19 protein-coding genes are annotated in these 24,036 nt (G+C 72.5%); 12 read left to right on the top strand and 7 right to left on the bottom strand.

Features of this window, described 5'->3' with window-relative positions; all coding sequences use genetic code 11:
* Positions 1 to 16 precede the first annotated feature (16 nt).
* From ACZ7P3_RS17725 to lgt, 9 genes are all read left to right on the top strand, one after another.
* Positions 17 to 655: a TIGR02234 family membrane protein gene (locus ACZ7P3_RS17725; RefSeq protein ID WP_472082566.1), complete on the top strand. Its 639-nt coding sequence runs from the start codon at positions 17 to 19 to the stop codon at positions 653 to 655.
* 358 nt (positions 656 to 1,013) lie between these two features.
* Positions 1,014 to 1,274 carry an HGxxPAAW family protein gene (locus tag ACZ7P3_RS17720; protein ID WP_472082564.1) on the top strand — a complete coding sequence of 87 codons (261 nt, stop codon included), beginning with the start codon at positions 1,014 to 1,016 and terminating at the stop codon, positions 1,272 to 1,274.
* A gap of 124 nt (positions 1,275 to 1,398) precedes the next feature.
* Positions 1,399 to 1,836 carry a DUF2752 domain-containing protein gene (locus tag ACZ7P3_RS17715; protein WP_472082987.1) on the top strand — a complete coding sequence of 146 codons (438 nt, stop codon included), beginning with the start codon at positions 1,399 to 1,401 and terminating at the stop codon, positions 1,834 to 1,836.
* Between the two features lie 140 nt (positions 1,837 to 1,976).
* Complete coding sequence (trpC, locus tag ACZ7P3_RS17710; RefSeq protein WP_472082562.1) at positions 1,977 to 2,786, top strand: indole-3-glycerol phosphate synthase TrpC; 810 nt, start codon at positions 1,977 to 1,979, stop codon at positions 2,784 to 2,786.
* Positions 2,787 to 2,807: 21 nt separating this feature from the next.
* Positions 2,808 to 3,002: a tryptophan biosynthesis modulator TrpM gene (gene trpM / locus ACZ7P3_RS17705; protein WP_472082560.1), complete on the top strand. Its 195-nt coding sequence runs from the start codon at positions 2,808 to 2,810 to the stop codon at positions 3,000 to 3,002.
* Positions 3,003 to 3,732: 730 nt separating this feature from the next.
* A complete protein-coding gene (gene trpB / locus ACZ7P3_RS17700) occupies positions 3,733 to 5,016 on the top strand; it encodes a tryptophan synthase subunit beta (RefSeq protein WP_472082558.1) in 1,284 nt (427 codons plus the stop codon).
* Positions 5,013 to 5,831: a tryptophan synthase subunit alpha gene (trpA, locus tag ACZ7P3_RS17695; RefSeq protein ID WP_472082556.1), complete on the top strand. Its 819-nt coding sequence runs from the start codon at positions 5,013 to 5,015 to the stop codon at positions 5,829 to 5,831. The genes trpB and trpA overlap by 4 nt, the downstream gene beginning before the upstream one ends.
* A 159-nt stretch (positions 5,832 to 5,990) precedes the next feature.
* Entirely contained in the window at positions 5,991 to 6,764 is a 774-nt protein-coding gene (locus tag ACZ7P3_RS17690; protein ID WP_472082554.1) for a DsbA family protein, read from the top strand.
* Between the two features lie 82 nt (positions 6,765 to 6,846).
* Positions 6,847 to 7,890, top strand: a complete 1,044-nt coding sequence (lgt, locus tag ACZ7P3_RS17685; protein WP_472082552.1) for a prolipoprotein diacylglyceryl transferase — start codon at positions 6,847 to 6,849, stop codon at positions 7,888 to 7,890.
* A gap of 373 nt (positions 7,891 to 8,263) precedes the next feature.
* On the opposite strand, the gene ACZ7P3_RS17680 is transcribed toward lgt, so the two are convergent.
* The 7 genes from ACZ7P3_RS17680 to ACZ7P3_RS17650 form a co-directional block, all read right to left on the bottom strand.
* Positions 8,264 to 9,130, bottom strand: coding sequence for an HpcH/HpaI aldolase/citrate lyase family protein (locus tag ACZ7P3_RS17680; protein WP_472082550.1), 867 nt, complete (start codon positions 9,128 to 9,130; stop codon positions 8,264 to 8,266).
* The gene (locus ACZ7P3_RS17675) at positions 9,127 to 10,254 is read right to left on the bottom strand and encodes a CaiB/BaiF CoA transferase family protein (RefSeq protein ID WP_472082985.1); all 1,128 of its coding nucleotides are present in this window, start codon (positions 10,252 to 10,254) and stop codon (positions 9,127 to 9,129) included. Before ACZ7P3_RS17675 ends, ACZ7P3_RS17680 begins: the two co-directional genes overlap by 4 nt.
* Before the next feature lie 191 nt (positions 10,255 to 10,445).
* On the bottom strand, positions 10,446 to 11,339 hold the full coding sequence (gene rbsK, locus ACZ7P3_RS17670; protein WP_472082548.1) for a ribokinase: 894 nt from the start codon (positions 11,337 to 11,339) through the stop codon (positions 10,446 to 10,448).
* The gene (locus tag ACZ7P3_RS17665; protein ID WP_472082546.1) at positions 11,336 to 12,703 is read right to left on the bottom strand and encodes an ADP-ribosylglycohydrolase family protein; all 1,368 of its coding nucleotides are present in this window, start codon (positions 12,701 to 12,703) and stop codon (positions 11,336 to 11,338) included. Before ACZ7P3_RS17665 ends, rbsK begins: the two co-directional genes overlap by 4 nt.
* Positions 12,691 to 13,884 (bottom strand): ADP-ribosylglycohydrolase family protein, encoded by a 1,194-nt coding sequence (locus ACZ7P3_RS17660; RefSeq protein ID WP_472082544.1) that lies wholly within the window; start codon positions 13,882 to 13,884, stop codon positions 12,691 to 12,693. Before ACZ7P3_RS17660 ends, ACZ7P3_RS17665 begins: the two co-directional genes overlap by 13 nt.
* An 8-nt stretch (positions 13,885 to 13,892) precedes the next feature.
* Positions 13,893 to 15,008 (bottom strand): ADP-ribosylglycohydrolase family protein, encoded by a 1,116-nt coding sequence (locus ACZ7P3_RS17655; protein ID WP_472082542.1) that lies wholly within the window; start codon positions 15,006 to 15,008, stop codon positions 13,893 to 13,895.
* Positions 15,005 to 16,477, bottom strand: coding sequence for an ADP-ribosylglycohydrolase family protein (locus ACZ7P3_RS17650; protein WP_472082540.1), 1,473 nt, complete (start codon positions 16,475 to 16,477; stop codon positions 15,005 to 15,007). Before ACZ7P3_RS17650 ends, ACZ7P3_RS17655 begins: the two co-directional genes overlap by 4 nt.
* A gap of 266 nt (positions 16,478 to 16,743) precedes the next feature.
* Here ACZ7P3_RS17650 and ACZ7P3_RS17645 point away from each other — a divergent pair, with 266 nt between their 5' ends.
* From ACZ7P3_RS17645 to ACZ7P3_RS17635, 3 genes are all read left to right on the top strand, one after another.
* On the top strand, positions 16,744 to 17,475 hold the full coding sequence (locus tag ACZ7P3_RS17645) for a VIT1/CCC1 transporter family protein (RefSeq protein ID WP_472082538.1): 732 nt from the start codon (positions 16,744 to 16,746) through the stop codon (positions 17,473 to 17,475).
* A gap of 484 nt (positions 17,476 to 17,959) precedes the next feature.
* Positions 17,960 to 22,468 carry a glutamate synthase large subunit gene (gene gltB, locus ACZ7P3_RS17640; RefSeq protein WP_472082535.1) on the top strand — a complete coding sequence of 1,503 codons (4,509 nt, stop codon included), beginning with the start codon at positions 17,960 to 17,962 and terminating at the stop codon, positions 22,466 to 22,468.
* Positions 22,461 to 23,924: a glutamate synthase subunit beta gene (locus tag ACZ7P3_RS17635; protein WP_472082533.1), complete on the top strand. Its 1,464-nt coding sequence runs from the start codon at positions 22,461 to 22,463 to the stop codon at positions 23,922 to 23,924. The genes gltB and ACZ7P3_RS17635 overlap by 8 nt, the downstream gene beginning before the upstream one ends.
* Positions 23,925 to 24,036: the final 112 nt, after the last annotated feature.

Below are 24,036 nucleotides of genomic sequence, written 5' to 3'. Positions count from 1 at the left end.
CGGGGTTCAGGCGATAGTGGAGTACGTGACTGCCGTACCTCACCCCCGTTCCGAAGCCGCCGCACCCGCCCGGTCCGGCCGCCGGAGCCTCGCCGTCGCCCTGCTGTGCGGTGCGCTGGGCGCTGCCGTGACGCTCCTCGCGACCCGGCAGCGCTGGGCGGAGGGCACCGCCTCGGTGGCAGGCGGCACATTTCCGCTGACCGCCAAGGGCAGCGATGTCACGGGCGTCCCCGCGGCCCTCGCCATCGTGGGCCTCGCCGCGCTCGTCGCCGTCTTCGCCGTGCGCAAGGCCGGCCGCTTCGCCGTCGCCGCACTGCTCGCGCTCTCCGGCGCGGGCATCGTCGTCGCGGCGCTCGCCAGTGCCTCCGACGGTTCCGCGCTGGACGACAAGGCCGCGCAGACCACGGGCAACACCTCCGCCGCGGTCGCCGCCCTCAGCCACACCGGCTGGCCGTACGTCGCGGCCGTCGGCGGCGCCCTGATCCTGCTCGCCGGCCTGCTCGCCCTGCGCTTCGGGCGGCTGTGGCCCGCCATGTCCGGCCGCTACGAGCGCGGCGCCGACCGCCCGCGGCGCAAGGCCCGCCCGGTCGACCCCGAGCGTCCCGAGGAGATCTGGAAGGCCCTGGACCGCGGCGAGGACCCGACCGGGGCCTGAGCCGGAGCCGTACCCGCCGGAACGCTGCCGGACGCCGTCGGACACCGCTGGACCTGCGGACACTGCCGAACCTGCGGACACCGCCGGACGCCGTCGGACCCGCGGACACCGTCGGGTGTCACCGGACGCTGCCGGATACCGGACATGGCCGGATGCCGCCGGACGCTCCCGCATGTCACCGGACATGGTCGGATGTCGCCGGATGTGGCGAACCAGACGCCACCCCAGCGTCCGGCACGCGTGCGCGTACGGGACAATGGGCGAAGAGCGTCCGGCTCGGACAGTGACGGGCGGGCTCGGAACCGTACGACACGTACGACTCGAACTACGACACGTACACAGCAACGAGGAGCAAGTCATGGCGGGCAGCAGCCACGGTCACACCCCGGCCGCCTGGACCGGCGTCACCATCGCCTTCATCGGTTTCTGCGTCGCGGGCGCCTTCATGGTGATGGCCCAGCCGCTCGGCTTCTGGGCCGGCATGGTGATCGTGGTCCTCGGCGGCGTCGTGGGCGCCGTCATGCGCGCCATGGGCCTCGGCATGCCGAAGCAGCAGCCGCTCGCCCTCGCGCACGTCGCACCCGCCGCCACGCGTGAGCCGGCCGGCGCCGAGAGCTGATCACCACCGCTTCCCGCGAGGGGCGGCCGGCATCGAAAAGGATGCGGGCCGCCCCTCGCGCGCGTACCGGCGGCCCCGGGGGCACAATGCCGGTGTGAACGCCGACAGCACCACGGCCGTACCCCTGGCCCCGCAGACCGTGCCGCACGCGGTTCCGTCCGCCTCCGTGTGGAGGCGGCTGGCCGTCCCCGCAGGGCTGCTCGCGGCCGTCGCCGGAGCCTTCGCGTACGTCGGCACCGTCGACCCCAACGTGCCCGGCCACTACCCGGTGTGCCCCCTGTACCGGCTCACCGGCCTGTACTGCCCGGGCTGCGGCGGACTGCGCAGCGCGCACGCCTTCGTGCACGGAGACTTCCTCACCGCCCTGCAGGACAACGCGGCGGGCGTGGCCGCCTACCTGGGCTTCGCCGTGCTGTGGGTCGTCTGGACGGTCCGCGCGGTGCGCGGCCGGCCGGCGGTGCGGTTCGAGCCGGGGCGGGCGCAGCTGTGGGCCGTCGGCACGCTGCTGCTGGTCTTCACCGTGGTCCGGAACCTTCCGGCCGGCGGTTGGCTGCACCCGTGATCGTCATCGTCCGAGGAGCGTCCAGGTGGTGGGACCGAAATGGATCGGATGCAGGGCCTTCGTGCACCTGCGGATACCATCGCAGTGACCACGGGTTTTCAGAACCCGAAGGAACAACCGTCTGAAAGGGGGCCGCTCGCGTGAGTGTGCTCGACGAGATCATCGACGGAGTCCGTGCCGACCTCGCGGAGCGGCAGGCACGCGTCAGCCTCGACGAGCTCAAGGAGCGTGCGGCGAAGGCCCCCGCCGCCAAGGACGGGGTGGCCGCGCTCAAGGGCGACGGGGTCAAGGTGATCTGCGAGGTCAAGCGCTCCAGCCCCTCCAAGGGCGCGCTGGCCGCGATCGCCGACCCGGCCGGGCTCGCCGCGGACTACGAGGCGGGCGGCGCTGCCGTCATCTCCGTGCTCACCGAACAGCGCCGCTTCGGCGGCTCGCTGGCCGACCTTGAGGCCGTCCGCGCGCGTGTGGACATCCCGGTCCTGCGCAAGGACTTCATCGTCACGTCGTACCAGCTGTGGGAGGCCCGTGCCTACGGCGCCGACCTCGCGCTGCTGATCGTCGCCGCCCTGGACCAGCCGGCCCTGGAGTCGCTGATCGAGCGTGCGGTGTCCATCGGACTCACCCCGCTCGTCGAGGTGCACGACGAGGAGGAGGTCGAGCGGGCCGTGGACGCGGGTGCCCGGATCATCGGCGTCAACGCGCGCAACCTGAAGACGCTGGAGGTCGACCGCGGTACGTTCGAGCGGCTCGCACCGGAGATCCCCGAGGGCATCGTGAAGATCGCGGAGTCCGGCGTGCGCGGGCCGCACGACCTCATCGCCTACGCGAACGCCGGCGCCGACGCGGTCCTGGTCGGCGAGTCCCTCGTCACCGGGCGCGACCCGAAGGCCGCCGTCTCCGACCTGGTCGCCGCCGCCGAGCACCCCGCGCTGCGGCACGGGCGGGGCTGACCTCCCGGTAGGCTGGGCCCGATGATGCTTCCGATCACCCCGGCGATGCGGGACCCCTATGCCCGCCTCGCCCGCGGCTGCCGGCCCCGAGGCTGCCGTGCCCCCGCGCGACGGGTGCACGGGCGGCGGGTCCGCTATGTGATCGGCGACGAGCCCGGCCAGGTCAACGGCATGCGATGGCGCCACGGCGCGCGCGTGTCACCTGCGGTGAGCTGAACCGCCCCTGCTGTGAACGCCGGTCGCCCGCAAGGAGCACCGACGCCACGAGGGCCTGCGGCCACCCCGGCACCGCCACCTTCCGCCGCCGGAACCTGAACGCCGCTACGGCGAACAGCCCATGCCCGGCACGCACGGAGAACCGTCCGCGCCCGGCAGGCACGGAGGACACCGGCCGTCGTGAACGGGCCCCGGCTCGCGAGGCCCTCCGGCCTTGAGCCGTGGGTCCCGTGGTGGGTCCCCCACTCGGCGGGATTCCCGCCCTGCGGCCGCGATTCTGCGTGCTCACGAGGGATCCCGGCTCGTGGTCCTGGGTTGCCGTGGCGGTGCGGGTTTCCGGCCTGTGGCCATGGGTTTCGACGGCGGTGAGGGTCTCCGGCCTTCGGACGCGGTTTCCCGTGGCGGCGAGGTTCCCCGGCTCGCGACGGCGGTTCCTTGCGGCGGTGAGGTTTCCCGGCCGGAGGCCGTGGATTCCCGTACCGGCGTGGGTTTCCGGCTCGTGGTCGCGGTTCGCCCGTGGCGGCGAGGGATTCCTGCCTGTGTCGGCGGTTTCCCCCGTGTCGGCGGGCTTTCGCGGCTCGCCGGTGGCAGCCTCCGTGCCAGGAGGGCTTTCCCGCCCCTGCCGACGGTAAGGGCGGACGGGCGGGAAAGCATCGTGAGGGCAGCGCGCGCCTTTCGTCATGTACCCCAAGTCCAGCAACCCGGGGCCCAGCCCCTGCGAGGTATCCGTATGCCCAGCGAGTTCTTCATTCCCGACCCCACCGGCCAGGTGCCCAGCGCCGAGGGCTACTTCGGCGCGTTCGGCGGAAAGTTCATCCCGGAGGCCCTCGTCGCCGCCGTGGACGAGGTCGCCGTCGAGTACGACAAGGCGAAGGCCGACCCCGAGTTCGCCCGTGAACTCGACGACCTGCTCGTGAACTACACCGGCCGGCCCAGCTCCCTCACCGAGGTGCCCAGGTTCGCCGAACACGCCGGCGGCGCCCGTGTCTTCCTCAAGCGGGAGGACCTCAACCACACCGGCTCCCACAAGATCAACAACGTTCTCGGCCAGGCCCTGCTCACCCGGCGCATGGGCAAGACCCGCGTCATCGCGGAGACCGGTGCCGGCCAGCACGGCGTCGCCACCGCCACCGCCTGCGCCCTCTTCGGCCTCGACTGCACCATCTACATGGGCGAGGTCGACACCGAGCGCCAGGCCCTCAACGTGGCCCGCATGCGCATGCTCGGCGCCGAGGTCGTCGCCGTGAAGTCCGGCAGCCGCACGCTCAAGGACGCCATCAACGAGGCGTTCCGGGACTGGGTGGCGAACGTCGACCACACCCACTACCTGTTCGGTACGGTCGCCGGCCCGCACCCCTTCCCGGCCATGGTCCGCGACTTCCACCGGGTCATCGGCGTCGAGGCGCGGCGACAGCTGCTGGAGCGCGCCGGGCGGCTTCCCGACGCGGCCGTGGCCTGCGTCGGCGGCGGCTCCAACGCCATCGGCCTCTTCCACGCCTTCATCCCCGACGAAGGTGTCCGTCTGATCGGCTGCGAGCCGGCCGGGCACGGTGTGGAGACCGGCGAGCACGCGGCGACCCTGACCGCGGGCGAGCCCGGCATCCTGCACGGCTCCCGCTCGTACGTCCTGCAGGACGAGGAGGGCCAGATCACCGAGCCGTACTCCATCTCGGCCGGCCTGGACTACCCGGGCGTCGGCCCGGAACACTCCTACCTGCGCGACAGCGGCCGCGGCGAGTACCGCGCGATCACCGACGACGCCGCCATGCAGGCCCTGCGCCTGCTGTCGCGGACCGAGGGCATCATCCCGGCCATCGAGAGCGCCCACGCCCTCGCCGGCGCCCTGGAAGTCGGCCGGGAGCTGGGCAGGGACGGCCTGATCGTCGTCAACCTGTCCGGCCGCGGCGACAAGGACATGGACACCGCGGCGCGCTACTTCGGCCTCTACGACACCGACGCCGAGGTGGCCGCCAACGAAGCCGACACCGCCGAGATCGAGGGGGACGCCAAGTGAGCGGCAACATCCGGCTGTTGAGTGACACCCTCGCCGGCGCGAAGGCCGAGGGCCGCTCCGCCCTGATCGCCTACCTCCCGGCCGGGTTCCCGACCGTGGACGGCGGCATCGAGGCGGTCAAGGCCGCCTTCGACGGCGGCGCCGACGTCGTCGAGGTGGGCATGCCGCACAGCGACCCGGTGCTCGACGGCCCGGTCATCCAGACCGCCGACGACATCGCGCTGCGTGGCGGGGTCAAGATCGCGGACGTCATGCGGACCGTCAAGGAGGCCCACAGGGCCACCGGCAAGCCGGTGCTCGTCATGACGTACTGGAACCCCATCGACCGCTACGGCGTCGAGCGCTTCACCGCCGAGCTGGCCGAGGCCGGCGGCGCGGGCTGCATCCTGCCCGACCTGCCGGTCCAGGAGTCGGCGCTGTGGCGGGAGCACGCCGACAAGCACGGCCTCGCGACCGTCTTCGTCGTCGCGCCCAGCAGCAAGGACGAGCGGCTCGCCCGGATCACCGCGGCGGGCAGCGGCTTCGTCTACGCGGCCTCCCTGATGGGCGTCACCGGCACCCGCGAGTCCGTGGGCACGCAGGCCCAGGACCTGGTCGAGCGCACCCGGGCCACCGGCACGGGGCTGCCCGTGTGCGTCGGGCTCGGCGTCTCCGACGCGGTCCAGGCCGCCGAGGTCGCCGGCTTCGCCGACGGCGTCATCGTCGGCTCGGCGTTCGTGAAGCGGATGCTGGACGCCCCGGACCACGCCTCGGGCATCGAAGCGGTGCGCGTGCTCGCCGGGGAGCTGGCGAAGGGCGTACGCGGGCAGGCGTGACCGCCCGTAGTTGTCCGTCGGCGTTCCATGGGCGTTCCCGAAGTGTCCGTAACTGTCCGTAGCTGTTTGTAGTCGCTCACAACGGAAGAATCGGTCACTCGAACGAGTGGACCTGGGGCCGGGGAGGCGCGCTGCGCCTCCCCGGTTCGTTCAGGGGGTGTGAGCGAGAAGAACCGTGACGGAAAGCGCACCGCCCGTGAGCGGCTGGCGGTCGAGCGCGAGAAGCAGAAGGCCGCGGACAGGCGACGGCGCACGCTGATCGTCGGCGCGAGCGTCGTCTGTGTCCTCGGCCTCGCGGCGGTGATCGGCGTGGTCGCCGCGAACTCGGGCAAGGAGAAGAGCAGCAGCGCGGGGCCCGTCGTGGCGCCCTCCGGCGCGCAGGGCAAGGACAGCCTCGCGATCCCGGTCGGCAAGGACAACGCCAAGGCGACGCTCACGATCTGGGAGGACTTCCGCTGCCCGGCCTGCCAGGCCTTCGAGACGGCGTACCGGCCCACCCTCCACGAGCTGGAGGACGCGGGCAAGCTCAGAATCGAGTACCACCTGGTCCGGCTGATCGACGGCAACCTCGGCGGTACCGGCTCACTGCGCGCGGCCAACGCCGCCGGCTGCGCCCAGAGCGCCGGAAAGTTCCGCGACTACCACGACGTGCTGTACGAGAACCAGCCCAAGGAGACCGACGACGCCTTCGCGGACAACGGCAGGCTGATCCAGCTGGCCGGCAAGGTGCAGGGGCTCGACACGCCCGCCTTCCAGAAGTGCGTCAAGGGCGGCACCCACGACAGCTGGGTGGACAAATCCCAGGACGCCTTCAAGTCCGGCCGCTTCAGCGGCACGCCCACCGTCCTGCTCAACGGCAAGAACATCTACCAGGACCAGACACTGACCCCGGCCAAGCTGAAGCAGATGGTGGAGCAGGCCGGCCAGGGGTAAGCGATTCTCACATCCCCGTTATGGACCCGTTGCCGGGCTGCTTTCCGCCCCACCGGCCCGGCACGGTAGCGTCGACCTTGCCATGAACCTTGCCTACATTCCCAGCCCGTCGCACGGGGTCCTCTACCTCGGGCCCATTCCGCTGCGCGGTTACGCCTTCTGCATCATCATCGGCGTCTTCGTCGCCGTCTGGCTCGGCAACAAGCGCTGGATCGCCCGGGGCGGGCGGGCCGGCACGGTCGCCGACATCGCGGTCTGGGCCGTCCCCTTCGGCCTCGTCGGCGGTCGGCTCTACCACGTGATCACGGACTACGAGCTGTACTTCAGCGAGGGCCGTGACTGGGTGGACGCCTTCAAGGTGTGGGAGGGCGGCCTGGGCATCTGGGGCGCGATCGCACTGGGCGCGCTCGGTGCGTGGATCGGTGCGCGGCGCCGGGGCGTCCCGATGCCCGCGTACGCCGACGCCGTCGCGCCCGGCATCGCCTTCGCGCAGGCCATCGGCCGCTGGGGCAACTGGTTCAACCAGGAGCTGTACGGACGCGAGACGCATGTCCCCTGGGCGCTGCACATCACCTCCTCCGAGGGCGGCCGGGTGCCGGGCTACTACCACCCGACCTTCCTGTACGAGTCCCTGTGGTGCATCGGCGTCGGCTTCCTCGTCATCTGGGCGGACCGCCGCTTCAAGCTGGGCCATGGCCGGGCGTTCGCCCTCTACGTCGCCGCGTACTGCGTGGGCCGCGGCTGGATCGAGTACATGCGGGTCGACGACGCCCACCACATCCTGGGCCTCCGCCTCAACGACTGGACCGCGCTGCTGGTGTTCCTGCTGGCGGTGGCGTACATCGTGGTGTCGTCGAAGAAGCGGCCGGGCCGGGAAGCGGTCGTAGAACCGGCCGCGGTCGCCGAGGCGTCCGCAGGGGAGAGCGAGCCCGAGTCCCAGGACTCAGCGGACTCCGCCGGCCCCGCCGACTCCTCGGCCCCCGAGCCGAAGTCCGGTCCCGAGCCGAAGTCCGGTGCCGAGCCCGACCCCAAGGCGGAGGCGGAGACCGGTTCGGAGTCCGAGCCGGAGTCCGAGTCCGAGGGCTCATCGAAGGGCGAGGCCGAGTCCGCGACCAAGAAGAGCTGACTACTCGCAGCCCGCAGGACCACGCCGAGGGCGCCCGGATCTCTTCCGGGCGCCCTCGGCGCGTGGTGCGAGGGGGCGGCGGCCGGTGCCGGCCGGGTGGTCCGGCAGCGCCGGCCACCGCCGTCGTGGCCGGTCACCGTCGCGGCGGAGAGACCCCTGCACCCTCCGCGCCGGTCGCACGGGGTTCTCCGGGCCGTTGCGGCGGAAAGATCCTTGCGGCTGCCGTGCCGTCGGCTTGCCCGGGCCGGCGTGGTGGAGAGACTCTTGCGTCCTTCGTGTCGGTCGCTTGGTTGTCCGGGCCGGCGCGATGGACGGATCCTCGCGCCTTCGTGTCGGTCGCTTGGTTTTCCGGGCCGAAGTGGCGGAGAGGCCCCTACGCCCTCCGCGCCGGCCGCGTGGTCGGCCTGGCCGAAGCGGCGCGAGGGTCTCCGCTTCGGCGTGCCAGGGACAGGGCTCGCCGGGCCGTCGCCACCACTGCGGCGTCGATGAAGCGTCCGTCGGGGAGGGCCTGGGCGCCCTCGTTCGCCGCCGCTGCCTTGATGATCGTTTCCGCTTCCTCGATCTCCGCGGGGGTGGGCAGGTACGCCCGCTGGATCACCGGGAGCTGGCGCGGGTGGATCGCCGCACGGCCCAGGAAGCCGAGGGCGCGGCCGTGGGCGCAGGAGGCGGCGAGTCCGTCCAGGTCGCGGATGTCGGGGTGGACGGACTGGGGTGGCGGGGCGAGGCCTGCCGCGCGGGCGGCGACGACCACCCGGGAGCGGGGCCAGTCGAGGCCCGCGTCGGCCCGGACACCCAGGTCGGCCCGTAGATCGGCCTCGCCGAGCGAGACACCCCGCAGCGACGGGTGGGCGGTGGCGATCGCGTACGCGTGCTCGATGCCGAGGGCCGACTCCAGGAGGGCGTACAGGGGGAGCGGGGTGACTGCGGCGACCTGCCTGATCTCGTTCGCGGAGGTCACCTTCGGCAGCCGTAGCCCGGACACCCCCGGCAGCGCGGCCAGGGTCGTGAGGTCCCCGGAGGACCAGGGACCGTCCAGGGCGTTGATGCGGACGTGGACCGGCACCGGCTGCCGTTCGCGGAGGCGTTCGGCGGTGGCCGCGCGGGCGTACTCCTTGCGGTCAGGGGCGACCGCGTCCTCCAGGTCGATCACCACCACGTCGGCGCCCGCGGCCAGTGCCTTGGCCACCACCTGCGGCCGGTCGCCGGGGACGTAGAGCCAGGTGAGCGGGAACGGCGTCATACCGCACCCTCCTCGCGCAGGGCCCGCAGGCCGGCCGGGGTGAGCCCCAGCTCGGTGAGTACCGCGTCCGTGTCGGCGCCGTGCGGGCGGCCGGCCCAGCGGATCGCGCCGGGCGTGGCGGACAGCCGGAAGAGGACGTTCTGCATGCGCAGCGGACCCAGCTCCGGATCGGCGACGGTGGTGACCGTGTCCAGGGCCTGGTACTGGGGATCTGCCATGACGTCCCGTACGTCCTGGACCGGGGCCACCGCCGCCTCCGCCTTCTCGAAGGACGCGAGGACGTCGGCGCGGGTACGGGCCGCGATCCAGGAGCCCACCGCCTCGTCCAGCACATCGGCGTGCGCGGCACGCTGCGCGCCCGTGGCGAACCACGGCTCCTCGATCAGCTCCGGGCGCCCCACCAGCCGTATCACCCGCTCCGCCACCGACTGTGCGGAGGTCGAGACGGCGACCCAGAGGCCGTCGGCGGTGCGATAGGTGTTGCGCGGGGCGTTGTTCGCGGACCGGTTGCCGGTGCGCTCCTGGACATGGCCGAGCTGGTCGTACCAGGTGGGGTGGGGGCCGAGCACGGCGAGGATCGGTTCGATGATCGCCATGTCCACGATCTGCCCTGCGCCGGTCCGGTCACGGGCGGCCAGGGCCGTCAGCACGGCGTACGCCGTCGCCAGGCCCGCGACGGAGTCCGCGAGCCCGAAGGGCGGGAGCGTCGGCGGCGCCTCCGGCTCGCCGGTGAGGGCCGCGAAACCGCTCATCGCCTCGGCGAGCGTGCCGAAGCCGGGCCGGTGCGCATACGGGCCGAACTGGCCGAAGGCCGTGACCCGGGCGAGGATCAGCCGCGGGTTGGCGGTGGACAGCTCCGCCCAGCCCAGGTCCCACTTCTCCAGGGTGCCGGGGCGGAAGTTCTCGATCACCACGTCGGCGGTCGCGGCCAGGCGGAGCAGGGTGGCGCGGCCACCGGGCTTGGACAGGTCGAGGGTGATGGCGCGCTTGTTGCGGCCGAGCACCTTCCACCACAGCCCGACGCCCTGCTTCGCCGGGCCGTGGCCCCGGGACGGGTCGGGCCGGTCCGGGTGTTCCACCTTGATCACCTCGGCGCCGAAGTCACCGAGCAGGGTGGCGGCCATGGGGCCGGCGAAGAGGGTCGCCAGGTCGAGGACCCGCAGGCCGTCGAGGGGCCGGATCCCCGGGTGCGCACTCGTGGTCGCAGGCGTGGCCGTGCTCGTGGCCTCGTTCCTGTCCGTGTCCGTGTCCGTGTCCGTGGCCTTGCCCTTGCTCGTGCCCGTATTCGAGTTCGTGCTCGTGTTCGCGTTCGTGCTCATGCGGTGTACTGCGCCTCGATCTCCGAGCGGTACGGCATCGACGCCGTCGCCCCCTCCCGCTGCACGGACAGGGCCGCGGCGGCGGCCGCCCAGGACAGGGCCTCGCGCACCGGCTTCTCCTCGGCGAGGGCCACCGCGAGCGCGCCGACGAAGGTGTCGCCCGCGCCGGTGGAGTCCACGGCCTTCACCCGGGGCGCGGGCACCACCAGTCGTTCCGCGCCCCGGGCCAGGTACAGACTGCCGGTCGCGCCGAGCGTGACGACGACCTCCGGGACCAGCTCCAGCAGGGCGGCGGCCGCCTTGCCCGGGTCGGTGCGGCCGGTGAGGGTGACCGCCTCGTACTCGTTCGGGACCAACAGGTCGGTCGCGGCGAGGAGTTCGGGCGGCAGCGGCTGGGCGGGGGCCGGGGTGAGCACCGTCCGCACGCCGTGCCGGCGGGCCGCCTTGGCGCCCGCGACGACCGCGGCCAGCGGGATCTCCAGCTGCAGCAGCAGCGCATCGGCGGAGGCGATCACTCCCTCGTCGCCCGGGACGAGGTGGTCGACGGTGCCGTTGGCACCGGGGATCACGACGATGGAGTTGCCGCCCTCGTCGTCCACCACGATGTGCGCGGTGCCGGACGGGCCCTCGACCGTGCGCAGGAAGTCGGTGTCCACGCCCGAGTGTTCCAGGGTGTCGCGCAGGCGCAGGCCGAAGGCGTCGTTGCCGACGGCACCGATCATCGAGACCGTGGCGCCGGCATGGGCCGCGGCGATCGCCTGGTTGGCGCCCTTGCCGCCGGGGATCGTACGGAACTCCCGGCCCGTCACGGTCTCGCCGCGCTGCGGGGCCTTGGTGACGTAGGTGACCAGGTCCATGTTGGTGCTGCCGAGGACGGCGATGTGGGTCATGGGCGGATCGCCTCCAGGTGGGTGAGGTGGGCGAGGGTGTCGAAGCCGCTGCCGTCGAAGTCGGCGACGGTGGTGGCGAGGCGGTTCTTCAGCGGAGCCCGCCAGCGCTCGGGGAGCGCGCCCGGGCTGCCCGCCAGGAGGCCGGAGACGCTGCCCGCGGTCGCGCCGTTGGAGTCGGTGTCCAGGCCGCCCGACACGACACGGCAGACGGAGCCGGTGAAGTCGCCGTCCGCGTGGGTGAGGGCGGCGACGATCAGGGCGGTGTTGGGCAGTGCGTGGACCCAGTGGTGGGTGGGGCAGTAGGCGGCGTGGAGTTCGTCCACGACGTCGTCGAAGTCCCGGTGCCGCGCGGCCAGCCGGAGGGCGTGGTCGATCGCCCCGGCCAGCCGGGAGCGGGGCGGCACCACGGCCCGGCCGGTGCGCAGGCAGGCGTGGATGTCCTGGGTGCCGGTGGCCGCCGCGGCGAGGGTGGCAGCCGTGAACATCGCCGCGTAGACGCCGTTGGCGGTGTGGGTGAGGACCGCGTCGCGGTGCGCCTGCTCGGCGGCGGCCGCGGGGTCGCCCGGGTTGGTCCAGCCGTGGACGTCGGCGCGGATCAGGGCGCCGATCCATTCGCGGAACGGGTTGCGGTGCCGGGCGGTGAAGGGAGGCTCGATGCCGCTGAGGAGGTTGCGGAAGGCGACGCGCTCGGCGGTGAAGGAGCGGCCGGGCGGGAGCTCCTCCAGCCAGAGCCTCGCCACGTCGGTGGTGGTGAAGGTCCTTCCGTGGCGCTGCAGCAGGAGCAGGTTGAGCAGGGGGTAGTCGAGGTCGTCGTCCTCGGGCATCCCGTCGATGTTCTCGGCGAGGGAGCACGGGGCCGAGCGGCGGTTCCAGGGGTGGCGGGCGAGGAGGTCCGCGGGGACGCCCCGTGCCGTGAACCACGTGGACAGGGGCCAGTTGCCGGCGGATCGCGCGAGGGCACGGATGCCGTCCAGCGGGAGCTTCTCCACGGGCTTGCCGAGCAGACAGCCGGCGGCCCGGCCCAGCCAGGCCGCTTCGAGGGCGAGCGGACCCGGGGCCGCGCGGGGGCCGGCGGGAGGCTTCGGCCACTCCGGGCACAGCGCCCTGATCCGCGCCAGGTCCGTCGGCTCGTCCTCGGCCAACGCGCTGGGCAGATCGCCGAGTTCGTCCAGCAGGTCCTCCGCCAGGAGCCGCAGATAGCGGGACGACCGGGTCGGGGAGGCGCCGGCCCGGTCCGGAGCGTCCAGGCCTCCGGCCGCGCGCCACCGCGCCTCGATCCTCGACGGTTCCCGGCCGTCCAGCCGGGCCTGGTGGATCTCGTGGCCCAGGAGGTCCTCCGGCTGGACCCAGGTCAGTCGGAGCACGGCGGGCCTCCGAGCAGCGTGAGGGCCCGTTCGTGTGCGCGCCGGCGGCGCACGTCCCGTTCGAAGATCTCCCGGGTGACCTCCGTCAGCGTGCGTGCCGGTTCCCACAGGTCCAGGCGGCTCGCCTCCGCCACCGTCTTCGCCCACTCCTCGGGCACCGGGGAGCCCAGGGCACCCGTGACGGCACCGGCCATCGTGGCGATCGAGTCGCAGTCCCGGCCGTAGTTGACCGAGCCCAGGACCGCCTGGCGGAAGTCGCCGCCGGCCACCAGCACCATGCCCAGGGCGACGGGGAGTTCCTCGATCGAGTGCAGACGGGAGGGGCGGCGCGCGCCGAGGGAGGGCGCGCGGTAGTCGGGGCCGACCGTGTCGTACGGGGCCACCGCTGCGCGCAGCGGTGCCAGGGCCGACTCGAAGTCGCCGTAGCGGCACGCCACTTCGCAGACCTTCTCGATCGCCGCGCGGGTGCCGTCCCGGGCCAGGGACAGACAGGCACTCACCACCGAGTCCGGGGTCGCGCCCGGCGCACCGGCGGCGGCGACGGCCGCGGCGAAGACGCCGGCCGCCTCCCTGCCGTACGACGACTGGTGCGCGCCCGCGATGTCCAGCGCCTCGGCGTACGCGGCGGCCGGGTTGGCCGTGTTGACCAGTCCGACGGGGGCCATGTACATCGCCGCGCCGCAGTTGACGATGTTGCCGACGCCCGCCTCCCTCGGGTCCACGTGACCGTAGGCAAGCCGCGCGACGAGCCACTTCTCGGCGAGGAAGAGGCGCTGCAGCGGCAGCGTCTCGGCCTCCAGCTCCGGGATCCAGCGCGGGTTGGTCATCAGGTCCGGCACCAGGTGGTCGGCGACGGCGTACGCGTCCAGGTGGTCGCGGACGCGGGCGTAGACCCGGACCAGCGCATGGCTCATCAACGTGTCGTCGGTGACGTGGCCGTCGCCCTTGTGGTACGGGGCGATGGGGCGGGCGGTGCGCCAGGCGTCGCCGTGCCAGGGACCGACGATGCCGTGGACGCGGCCGCCGTGCCGGTCGGCGATCTGCTCGGGGGAGTAGCCCTCGACGGGACCGCCGAGCGCATCGCCGACGGCGGCTCCGACGAGGGCTGCGGTGATCCGTCCGTCGAGACTGTCGAGCGGCAGCGGACATGATCCGCTGCTTTCTTCTCCTATGGGCGTCATGCCCCGAATCATCCTCCTGGTCGGGCCCGTTGTGCGGTTTCCAGGAGTCCGGCGAGTTCCACCAGGTCGGTGCCGGTGAGGCGGGGCAGGGCGCAGCCCGACAGGGTGCGGCAGGCGTCCCGCCAGGCGGCCGGCACGGCCGCGCCGCCGCCCAGGGCGCCGGTCAGCGCACCCGCCAGGGCGGGGGCCGAGTCCGCGACCCGGGACAGACAGGCGGCGGCGGGGACGGCCTCGGCGATACGGCCCCGGGCGGCCGTGGCCAGGGCGAGGGCGACGGGCACGGTCTCGGCGGCGGCGATGCCGTAGCTGTAGACGTGGTCGACGATCTGGTGTTCCAGGAGGGGGACGAGGGCGAAGGCCGACTCGCTCTCCTCGGCCAGGACGAGTGCGTGGCGGGTGTTGCGGCCGATCTCCGTCCCCGCGGGGAGTTCGGCGAGCGCGGCCGTCACGCAGGTGTCCGGGCCGGCTCCGGTGAGGGCGAGCGCGAGGGCCGCCGCCATCGCCCGGGCGCCGTGCACGCCGTCGCCGTCCTGGGTGTAGCGGGCGTCGAACTCGGCGAGGTCGGCGGCGCGTTGCGGGTCGCCCGGGTGGGCCACCGCAAGGACGCAGGCGCGGACGCAGGCCGCGTCGTCGAAGTAGTGCGGGTTGTCGTGTCCGGTGGCGGGCGGGCGCAGGCCCGCGGCCAGATTGCCGAGGCCGGCGCGGACGGAGATGCGGGCGCGCAGGGGGAGCACGGCGGACTCGATCTCGGGGGCGCGGTCCGCCGCGGCGGCGACCTCCGCGGCCACGGCGGTCCAGGTGAGGTCGATGGCGGCCCGCATGCGGCGGTCCCGGCTCAGGTCGCCCAGTACGTCGTCGTCGCCGGCCCGCAGGACCGCCTCCGCGGCGAACGCCGCCCACTCGGCGTCGTCGGAGGGGCCCAGGCGGAGGGGCTCGGGGGGCTGGTTGAGCGCGATCGGTACGGGGAGGGTGGTGGTGGCGTTGTGCTCGGCGAAGGTGTCCAGCTCGCGGGTCAGCCGACGGGTCCACTCGGGCATACGGGCGGCCCGGTGCCGGGCGGCGGGCCAGCCGGCGGCGTCTCCCGCGGCGAGACCGAGGAGCAGGCCTTCGACACGGCGCGTCATGACACGGGCTCGCTGTCCTGCGGTCCGGAGTTCCCCGCCTCCACGAGGGGACGCCGGTCCCTGCCCCCTCGAAGCTCAGCCCACCCGTCGCGGGGTTCGGTCGGTGGGGTGGCGGGTGCGTGACGGGCGGGTGGTTCGGACGGTCGGGTGGTGGGTGGTTCGGTTGGTGGGGTGGTGGGTGTGCGGGGGGTGGGTGGTTCGGTCGGTGGGGTGGTGGGTGTGCGGGGGGTGGGTGGTTCGGTCGGTGGGGTGGCGGGTGCGTGACGGGCGGGTGGTTCGGACGGTCGGGTGGTGGGTGGTTCGGTTGGTGGGGTGGTGGGTGTGCGGGGGGTGGGTGGTTCGGTCGGTGGGGTGGCGGGTGCGTCAGGGGTGGGCGGTTCGGTCGCCGAGGTGGTGGGCACCGCCGTCTTCGGCGCTGTGGCCTGCGGCATCAGCACCTCCGGCACCACCACTCCCGCCCCCCACTTCCCGCCCTCCTCCGGTACCAGCAGTTCCGCCACGTCCAGGACGTGGTGGCCGGCCATGGACGGCAGGCAGCGGCCGCGGGCCGGGCCGATGGCGGAGGCCCAATCCGGGGGGATCGCGCCGAGGCCCTGTGTCGCGCCGGACAGGGCGCCCGCCACGGCCGCCGTCGTGTCCGCGTCGCGGCCCATGTTGACCGCCGTGAGGACGGCCTCCCGGAAGTCGCCGTCGGCTGCCGCGTACGCGCCGAAGGCGAGGGCGACCGCCTCGGGCGCCAGGTCGGTCCAGGGGTAGCCGCCGATGACCACCGCGCAGCGCACCGCGCGCTCGCCGCGGTGGGCGACGGTCACCGCGCGGCGCAGGGAGCGGGCCGTCCAGGAGTCGTCGGGGACGACGGCGAGGGCCGAGGCGATCACCACCGCGGGCGAGGCGCCCGCCATCGCCGCCGCCACTCCCGCCGCGACGGCCTGGCCGCCGTAGATGCCCTCGCCCTCGTGGCTGACCGAGCCGTCGATCGCCACCAGCCGCGCGGCTTCGGCGGGGCGGCCCGCCGCGAAGACGCCGAAGGGAGCCGCCCGCATCGCGAGGCCGTCGCTCCAGGCGTGGCGGTGCTGTGCGGAGATGGGGGCCGCGAGACCCCGGCGCAGGTTCTCCAGCGTGCCGCGTTCGCTGAAGCCCGCGCCGCGGAAGGGACCCTCGGCCCGGTCGGCGATCCACTCGTGCCAGGCGGCCTCGACATGGGCCGGGGTGAGCGCCGAGCCGTGCCGGGCCAGCAGCAGTCCCGAGAAGATCGCGTACTCGGTGTCGTCCGTACCGGACGGCGTCTCGGTGACGTACCCCGTGATGCGGCCCCAGCGGGCGCGGATCTCGGAGGGCCTGAGGTTCTCCGCGGGTGCCCCGAGCGCATCGCCCACGGCCAGGCCGAGCAGCGCGCCGCGTGCCCGTTCGCGGAGTCCGGCGGCGTCCCCGGGCGCCGCGAGCGGGGGAGTGCAGGCGGTCGGTGCCATGGGCGGCCTCTCCTTCCGGCAAGGGCCTGAGGGCCCCTTTGCGGATGTGTCCCACGGACACGGCCCGCGCGAGCCTCTCCAGGGCCCGCATCACCCGCACGGCATCTGAGCACTAAGTTGCACGGATGAGCGCTCAATGGCGAACCTGCAGGTTAGCCCAGCCTTTCCTTGCTGGCGCCGATGGCGCTGCCGACGTAGATTCGGGGTAGTCGAAAAGTAGAACTCGTCCAAAGTTAGCTTTGGCTAAGCTTCCTGGGGGACCCCGCATGGCCATCATCGAAATCGAGGCGGCGCTGCACGAGGCGCACCGCGACAACCACACGCACCGCGACGTCAACGGCGGCTGGCTGCGCCCCGCCGTCTTCGGCGCGATGGACGGCCTGGTCTCCAACCTCGCCCTGATGACCGGCGTGGCCGGCGGTTCCGTCGGTCACCAGGCGATCGTCATCACCGGGCTCGCGGGGCTCGCCGCCGGCGCCTTCTCCATGGCGGCCGGCGAATACACCTCCGTCGCCTCCCAGCGTGAACTCGTCGAGGCCGAACTCGACGTCGAGCGGCGCGAACTGCGCAAGCACCCGCAGGACGAGGAGGACGAGCTCGCCGCACTCTATGTGGCCCGCGGGGTGGAGCCCGCACTGGCCCGTGAAGTCGCCCGGCAGCTGTCCGAGGACCCCGAGCAGGCCCTTGAGATCCATGCCCGCGAAGAGCTGGGCATCGACCCCGGTGATCTGCCGTCGCCGCTGGTCGCCGCCGTGTCGTCCTTCGGCTCGTTCGCGCTCGGCGCTCTGCTGCCGGTCCTGCCGTTCCTGCTGGGTGCGACCGCCCTCTGGCCGGCCCTGCTCCTCGCGCTCGCCGGGCTCTTCGGCTGTGGTGCGGTCGTGGCCAGGGTGACCGCGCGGACGTGGTGGTACAGCGGGCTCAGGCAGCTCGCGCTCGGTGGTGCGGCGGCCGGTGTGACGTACGCCCTGGGCAGCCTGTTCGGAACCGCCGTAGGATAGTTCGACTGCTACTTATGCGTTGAGCCGCATAAACAGCCGTTACTCGCTGGTTTCGAATGCTTAACCACCGGGCATGAGCCGTAAGCGCTGTGGGCAATGACGCCTGCGGCGCACCGCGGGACGGGCGAAGCCGCTCCCCCCGCCCCCCCTCGGCCGTCGGACGCCGATCTGATCGATCTCGTCCCGTTCGGTCCCCCCGATTTTCCGCCATCCGTGTGCGGCGCTGCCATGACCCCGCAGCACCTGCTGTCACCCGTTCGGCGTCCGCATGCTGGAACGCAGTATCCGGTTCCCGGGAACCGCCCCATCATGTAACCTGCACGAAATTTTGCACTCCGCAGAGGGCCAACGTCGTCCCTCGGCACTTGCCACATGCCACATGACGACGACGGGAGAGCCGATGCGTACGCCGCGCCAGCCGTCCCAGCATTCCGCGAATGGCCAGAACTGGTCCTTCATGGATGCTCGCCCTGCTGCGCAGGGTATGTACGACCCCCGCAACGAGCACGACGCCTGCGGCGTCGGCTTCGTGGCCACCCTCACGGGCGATGCGAGCCATGCGCTGGTCGAACAGGCCCTCACGGTTCTGCGCAACCTTGAGCACCGCGGCGCCACCGGCTCCGAGCCGGACTCCGGCGACGGCGCGGGCATCCTCTCCCAGGTGCCGGACGCCTTCTTCCGCGAGGTGGCCGGATTTGAACTCCCCGCGGCGGGCTCCTACGCCGTCGGAATCGCCTTCCTGCCGGAGGACGGGAGCGAGGACGCCGTCTCGCGGATCGAGACGATCGCGTCCGAGGAGGGACTGACCGTTCTCGGCTGGCGCGAGGTTCCCGTCGCCCCCGAACTGCTGGGTGCGACCGCCCGGTCCACCATGCCGGTCTTCCGCCAGGTCTTCGTCACCGACGGCGCCAGCGAGGGCATCGCGCTGGACCGCAGGGCCTTCGTGCTGCGCAAGCGCGCCGAGCGGGAGGCCGGTGTCTACTTCCCGTCCCTCTCCGCCCGCACGATCGTCTACAAGGGCATGCTGACCACCGGCCAGCTGGAGCCCTTCTTCCCGGACCTGTCCGACCGCCGCTTCGCCTCGGCCGTCGCGCTCGTCCACTCGCGCTTCTCCACGAACACCTTCCCGTCGTGGCCGCTCGCGCACCCCTACCGCTTCGTCGCCCACAACGGTGAGATCAACACCGTCAAGGGCAACCGCAACTGGATGCGCGCCCGCGAGTCCCAGCTGGTCTCCGACCTGTTCGGGGACCAGAACCTCGAGCGCATCTTCCCGGTCTGTACGCCGGACGCCTCCGACTCGGCCTCCTTCGACGAGGTGCTGGAACTGCTGCACCTCGGCGGCCGCTCGCTCCCGCACTCCGTGCTGATGATGATCCCCGAGGCGTGGGAGAACCACGACTCCATGGACCCGGCCCGGCGTGCCTTCTACCAGTTCCACTCCACGATGATGGAGCCCTGGGACGGCCCGGCCTGCGTCACCTTCACCGACGGCATCCGGGTCGGCGCCGTGCTCGACCGCAACGGCCTGCGCCCCGGACGCTACTGGGTCACCGACGACGGCCTCGTCGTCCTCGGCTCCGAGGTCGGCGTCCTCGACATCGACCCGGCCAAGGTCGTCCGCAAGGGCCGCCTGCAGCCCGGCCGCATGTTCCTCGTCGACACCGCCGAGCACCGCATCATCGAGGACGACGAGATCAAGGCGTCGCTCGCCGCCGAGCAGCCGTACGCCGAATGGCTGGAGGCCGGCGAGATCGAGCTGGGCGACCTGCCCGAGCGCGAGCACATCGTCCACACCCACGCCTCGGTCACCCGCCGCCAGCAGACCTTCGGCTACACCGAGGAGGAGCTGCGCGTCATCCTCGCGCCGATGGCCAAGGCCGGCGCCGAGCCGATCGGCTCCATGGGCACGGACTCGCCGATCGCGGCTCTCTCCGAGCGCCCGCGGCTGCTGTTCGACTACTTCACCCAGCTCTTCGCCCAGGTCACCAACCCGCCGCTGGACGCGATCCGCGAGGAACTGGTCACCTCGCTGCGCTCGTCGCTGGGCCCCGAGGGCAACCTGCTGGAGCCGACGGCCGCCTCCTGCCGCTCGGTCACCCTGCCCTTCCCGGTCATCGACAACGACGAGCTGGCCAAGCTCATCCACATCAACGCCGACGGCGACATGCCCGGCTTCAAGGCCGCGACCCTGTCGGGCCTGTACCGGGTCTCCGGCGGCGGCGAGAGCCTCGCCGCGCGCATCGAGGAGATCTGCACCGAGGCCGACGCGGCCATCGAGAACGGCGCCCGCCTGATCGTCCTCTCGGACCGTCACTCCGACGCCGAGCACGCGCCGATCCCGTCGCTGCTGCTCACCGCGGCCGTCCACCACCACCTCATCCGCACCAAGCAGCGCACCCACGTGGGCCTGCTGGTCGAGGCCGGCGACGTCCGCGAGGTCCACCACGTCGCCCTGCTGATCGGCTTCGGCGCCGCCGCGGTCAACCCGTACCTGGCGATGGAGTCCGTCGAGGACCTGGTCCGCGCCGGCACCTTCCTGTCGGACATCGAGTCCGAGAAGGCCATCCGCAACCTGATCTACGCCCTCGGCAAGGGCGTCCTGAAGGTCATGTCCAAGATGGGCATCTCCACCGTCGCCTCCTACCGCGGCGCCCAGGTGTTCGAAGCCGTCGGCCTCGACGAGTCCTTCGTGGAGAAGTACTTCAACGGCACGACCACCAAGATCGGCGGCGTCGGCATCGACGTCATCGCCCAGGAGGTCGCCGCCCGCCACGCCAAGGCCTACCCGGCCTCCGGCATCGCCCCGGCGCACCGCGCCCTCGAGATCGGCGGCGAGTACCAGTGGCGGCGCGAGGGCGAGCCGCACCTGTTCGACCCGGAGACGGTCTTCCGCCTGCAGCACTCCACGCGCACCGGCCGCTTCGACATCTTCAAGAAGTACACCGAGCGCGTGAACGAGCAGTCCGAGCGGCTGATGACGCTGCGCGGCCTGTTCGGCTTCAGCTCCGACCGGCAGCCGATCCCCCTGGAGGAGGTCGAGCCGGTCTCCGAGATCGTCAAGCGGTTCTCGACGGGCGCGATGTCGTACGGCTCCATCTCCAAGGAGGCGCACGAGACCCTCGCCATCGCCATGAACCAGCTGGGCGGCAAGTCCAACACCGGTGAGGGCGGCGAGGACCCGGACCGCCTGTACGACCCGGCGCGGCGCTCCAGCATCAAGCAGGTCGCCTCCGGCCGCTTCGGCGTGACCTCCGAGTACCTGGTCAACGCGGACGACATCCAGATCAAGATGGCCCAGGGCGCCAAGCCCGGCGAGGGCGGCCAGCTGCCCGGCCACAAGGTCTACCCGTGGGTCGCCAAGACGCGTCACTCGACGCCCGGCGTGGGCCTCATCTCCCCGCCGCCGCACCACGACATCTACTCCATCGAGGATCTGGCCCAGCTGATCCACGACCTCAAGAACGCCAACCCCCAGGCGCGCATCCACGTGAAGCTGGTGTCGGAGGTCGGCGTCGGCACGGTCGCCGCGGGCGTCTCCAAGGCGCACGCGGACGTCGTCCTGATCTCCGGTCACGACGGCGGTACGGGCGCCTCCCCGCTGACCTCCCTGAAGCACGCGGGCGGCCCCTGGGAGCTGGGCCTGGCCGAGACCCAGCAGACGCTGCTGCTCAACGGCCTGCGCGACCGGATCGTGGTGCAGACCGACGGCCAGCTGAAGACCGGCCGTGACGTGGTCATCGCCGCGCTGCTGGGCGCCGAGGAGTTCGGTTTCGCGACCGCTCCGCTCGTCGTCTCCGGCTGCATCATGATGCGCGTCTGCCACCTGGACACCTGCCCGGTCGGCATCGCCACCCAGAACCCGACCCTGCGCGAGCGCTTCGCCGGCAAGGCCGAGCACGTGGTGAACTTCTTCCGGTTCATCGCCGAGGAGGTCCGCGAGCTGCTGGCCGAGCTGGGCTTCCGCTCCATCGAGGAGGCCGTCGGCCATGCCGACGTCCTCGACGTGGCGCGGGCCGTCGACCACTGGAAGGCGCAGGGCCTGGACCTGGAGCCGCTCCTGCACGTGCCCGAGCTGCCCGAGGGCGCCGTCCGCCACCAGATCGTCACCCAGGACCACGGCCTGGAGAAGGCCCTGGACAACGAGCTGATCAAGCTCGCCGCCGACGCCCTCGCCGCCTCCGACGCCACCGAGGCACAGCCGGTGCGCGCCCAGGTCGCGATCCGCAACATCAACCGCACGGTCGGCACCATGCTGGGCCACGAGGTGACGAAGAAGTTCGGCGGCGCGGGCCTGCCCGACGACACCGTCGACATCACCTTCACCGGCTCGGCCGGCCAGTCCTTCGGCGCGTTCCTGCCGCGCGGCGTCACGCTGCGCCTGGAGGGCGACGCCAACGACTACGTCGGCAAGGGCCTGTCCGGCGGCCGGATCGTCGTCCGCCCGGACCGCGCGGCCGACCACCTCGCCGAGTATTCGACCATCGCGGGCAACACCATCGGCTACGGCGCCACCGGCGGCGAGCTGTTCCTGCGCGGCCGTACCGGTGAGCGGTTCTGCGTGCGCAACTCCGGCGCGCTGGTCGTCTCCGAGGGCGTGGGCGACCACGGCTGCGAGTACATGACCGGCGGTCACGCGGTCGTCCTCGGTCCGACCGGCCGCAACTTCGCGGCCGGCATGTCCGGCGGCATCGCCTACGTGATCGACCTCGACCGCGACAACGTCAACGTCGGCAACGCGGCCGCCGTCGAGGCGCTGGACACCGCGGACGAGCAGTGGCTGCACGACGTGGTGCGCCGCCACGCCGAGGAGACCGGCTCGACGGTCGCCGGGAAGCTGCTCGCCGACTGGGAAGCGGCCGTGCAGCGGTTCAGCAAGATCATCCCCAGCACGTACAAGGCAGTGCTCGCCGCCAAGGACGCCGCCGAGCGAGCGGGTCTCACCGAGACCGAGATCACCGAGAAGATGATGGAGGCGGCGATCAATGGCTGACCCGAAGGGCTTCCTGAACCACGGCCGTGAGGTCGCCAAGTCCCGTCCCGTCGGCGAGCGCGTCAAGGACTGGAACGAGGTCTACGTCCCCGGCTCCCTGCTGCCGATCATCAGCAAGCAGGCCAGCCGCTGCATGGACTGCGGCATCCCGTTCTGCCACAACGGCTGTCCGCTGGGGAACCTGATCCCCGAGTGGAACGACTACGCCTACCGCGAGGACTGGGCGGCCGCCTACGAGCGCCTGCACGCGACCAACAACTTCCCGGAGTTCACCGGTCGCCTCTGCCCGGCCCCCTGCGAGTCGGCGTGTGTGCTCGGCATCAACCAGTCGCCGGTCACCATCAAGAACGTCGAGGTCTCGATCATCGACAAGGCGTGGGAGAGCGGGGACGTCGCCCCGCAGATCCCCGAGCGCCTGTCCGGCAAGACGGTCGCGGTCATCGGCTCGGGCCCGGCCGGCCTCGCCGCCGCCCAGCAGCTGACCCGGGCCGGCCACACCGTCGCCGTCTACGAGCGCGCGGACCGCATCGGAGGCCTCCTCCGCTACGGCATCCCCGAGTTCAAGATGGAGAAGCGGCACATCAACCGCCGTATCGAGCAGATGCGCGCCGAGGGCACCCGCTTCCGCACCGGCGTCGAGATCGGCCGCGACCTGAAGGCGACGGACCTGAAGAAGCGGTACGACGCCGTGGTCCTGGCCGTCGGCGCGACGACCGCCCGCGACCTGCCGGTGCCCGGCCGCGAGTTCCAGGGCATCTACCAGGCGATGGAGTACCTGCCGCTGGCCAACAAGGTCCAGGAGGGCGACTACGTCACCGCCCCGATCTCGGCCGAGGGCAAGCACGTCGTCGTCATCGGCGGTGGCGACACCGGCGCCGACTGCGTGGGCACCGCCCACCGCCAGGGCGCGGCCTCCGTCACCCAGCTGGAGATCATGCCCCGCCCCAACGACGAGCGGCATGCGCCCAGCCAGCCCTGGCCGACCTTCCCGATCCTCTACAAGGTCACCTCGGCCCACGAGGAGGGCGGCGAGCGGATCTACTCCGCCTCCACCACCCGCTTCGAGGGCGACGAGGACGGCAACGTCCAGTGGCTGCACCTGGCCGAGGTCGAGTTCGTCGACGGCAAGCTGACCTCCAAGCCGGGCACCGAGCGCAAGATCCCGGCCCAGCTGGTCACCCTCGCCATGGGCTTCACCGGCACCGACCGGGAGAACGGCCTGGTCGAGCAGTTCGGCCTGGCACTCGACGAGCGGGGTAACATCGCCCGCGACGCCGATTTCCAGACCAATGTGCCCGGTGTGTTCGTCGCCGGTGACGCCGGCCGTGGCCAGTCCCTGATCGTCTGGGCGATCGCGGAGGGCCGCTCGGCCGCCCGCGGCGTCGACAGCCACCTGACCGGGGCCAGCGACCTGCCGGCCCCGATACGCCCGACGGACCGCGCCCTGGCGGTCTGACGGGTCACCGAAGGACGTCCCGTACAAAGGCGTACGGGCGGGGCCAGTCCGGGGGACACCCCCCGGACCCCCGCAGACGGTGCCTGCCCACCAAGTCCCCGACCGGACGGAT

This window comes from Streptomyces sp. NPDC107581 (genome assembly GCF_055657175.1).
This window is presented reverse-complemented; position numbering and strand designations above follow the sequence as displayed.

Coding starts and splice junctions, on each gene's coding strand:
- ACZ7P3_RS17720 (WP_472082564.1), top strand. CDS start 1,014: ATGGCGGGCAGCAGCCACGGTCACACCCCGGCCGCCTGGACCGGCGTC.
- trpM (WP_472082560.1), top strand. CDS start 2,808: ATGATGCTTCCGATCACCCCGGCGATGCGGGACCCCTATGCCCGCCTC.
- trpB (WP_472082558.1), top strand. CDS start 3,733: ATGCCCAGCGAGTTCTTCATTCCCGACCCCACCGGCCAGGTGCCCAGC.
- lgt (WP_472082552.1), top strand. CDS start 6,847: ATGAACCTTGCCTACATTCCCAGCCCGTCGCACGGGGTCCTCTACCTC.
- ACZ7P3_RS17680 (WP_472082550.1), bottom strand. CDS start 9,130: ATGACGCCGTTCCCGCTCACCTGGCTCTACGTCCCCGGCGACCGGCCG.
- ACZ7P3_RS17675 (WP_472082985.1), bottom strand. CDS start 10,254: ATGGCCGCCACCCTGCTCGGTGACTTCGGCGCCGAGGTGATCAAGGTG.
- rbsK (WP_472082548.1), bottom strand. CDS start 11,339: ATGACCCACATCGCCGTCCTCGGCAGCACCAACATGGACCTGGTCACC.
- ACZ7P3_RS17660 (WP_472082544.1), bottom strand. CDS start 13,884: ATGACGCCCATAGGAGAAGAAAGCAGCGGATCATGTCCGCTGCCGCTC.
- ACZ7P3_RS17655 (WP_472082542.1), bottom strand. CDS start 15,008: ATGACGCGCCGTGTCGAAGGCCTGCTCCTCGGTCTCGCCGCGGGAGAC.
- ACZ7P3_RS17650 (WP_472082540.1), bottom strand. CDS start 16,477: ATGGCACCGACCGCCTGCACTCCCCCGCTCGCGGCGCCCGGGGACGCC.
- ACZ7P3_RS17645 (WP_472082538.1), top strand. CDS start 16,744: ATGGCCATCATCGAAATCGAGGCGGCGCTGCACGAGGCGCACCGCGAC.
- gltB (WP_472082535.1), top strand. CDS start 17,960: ATGTACGACCCCCGCAACGAGCACGACGCCTGCGGCGTCGGCTTCGTG.
- ACZ7P3_RS17635 (WP_472082533.1), top strand. CDS start 22,461: ATGGCTGACCCGAAGGGCTTCCTGAACCACGGCCGTGAGGTCGCCAAG.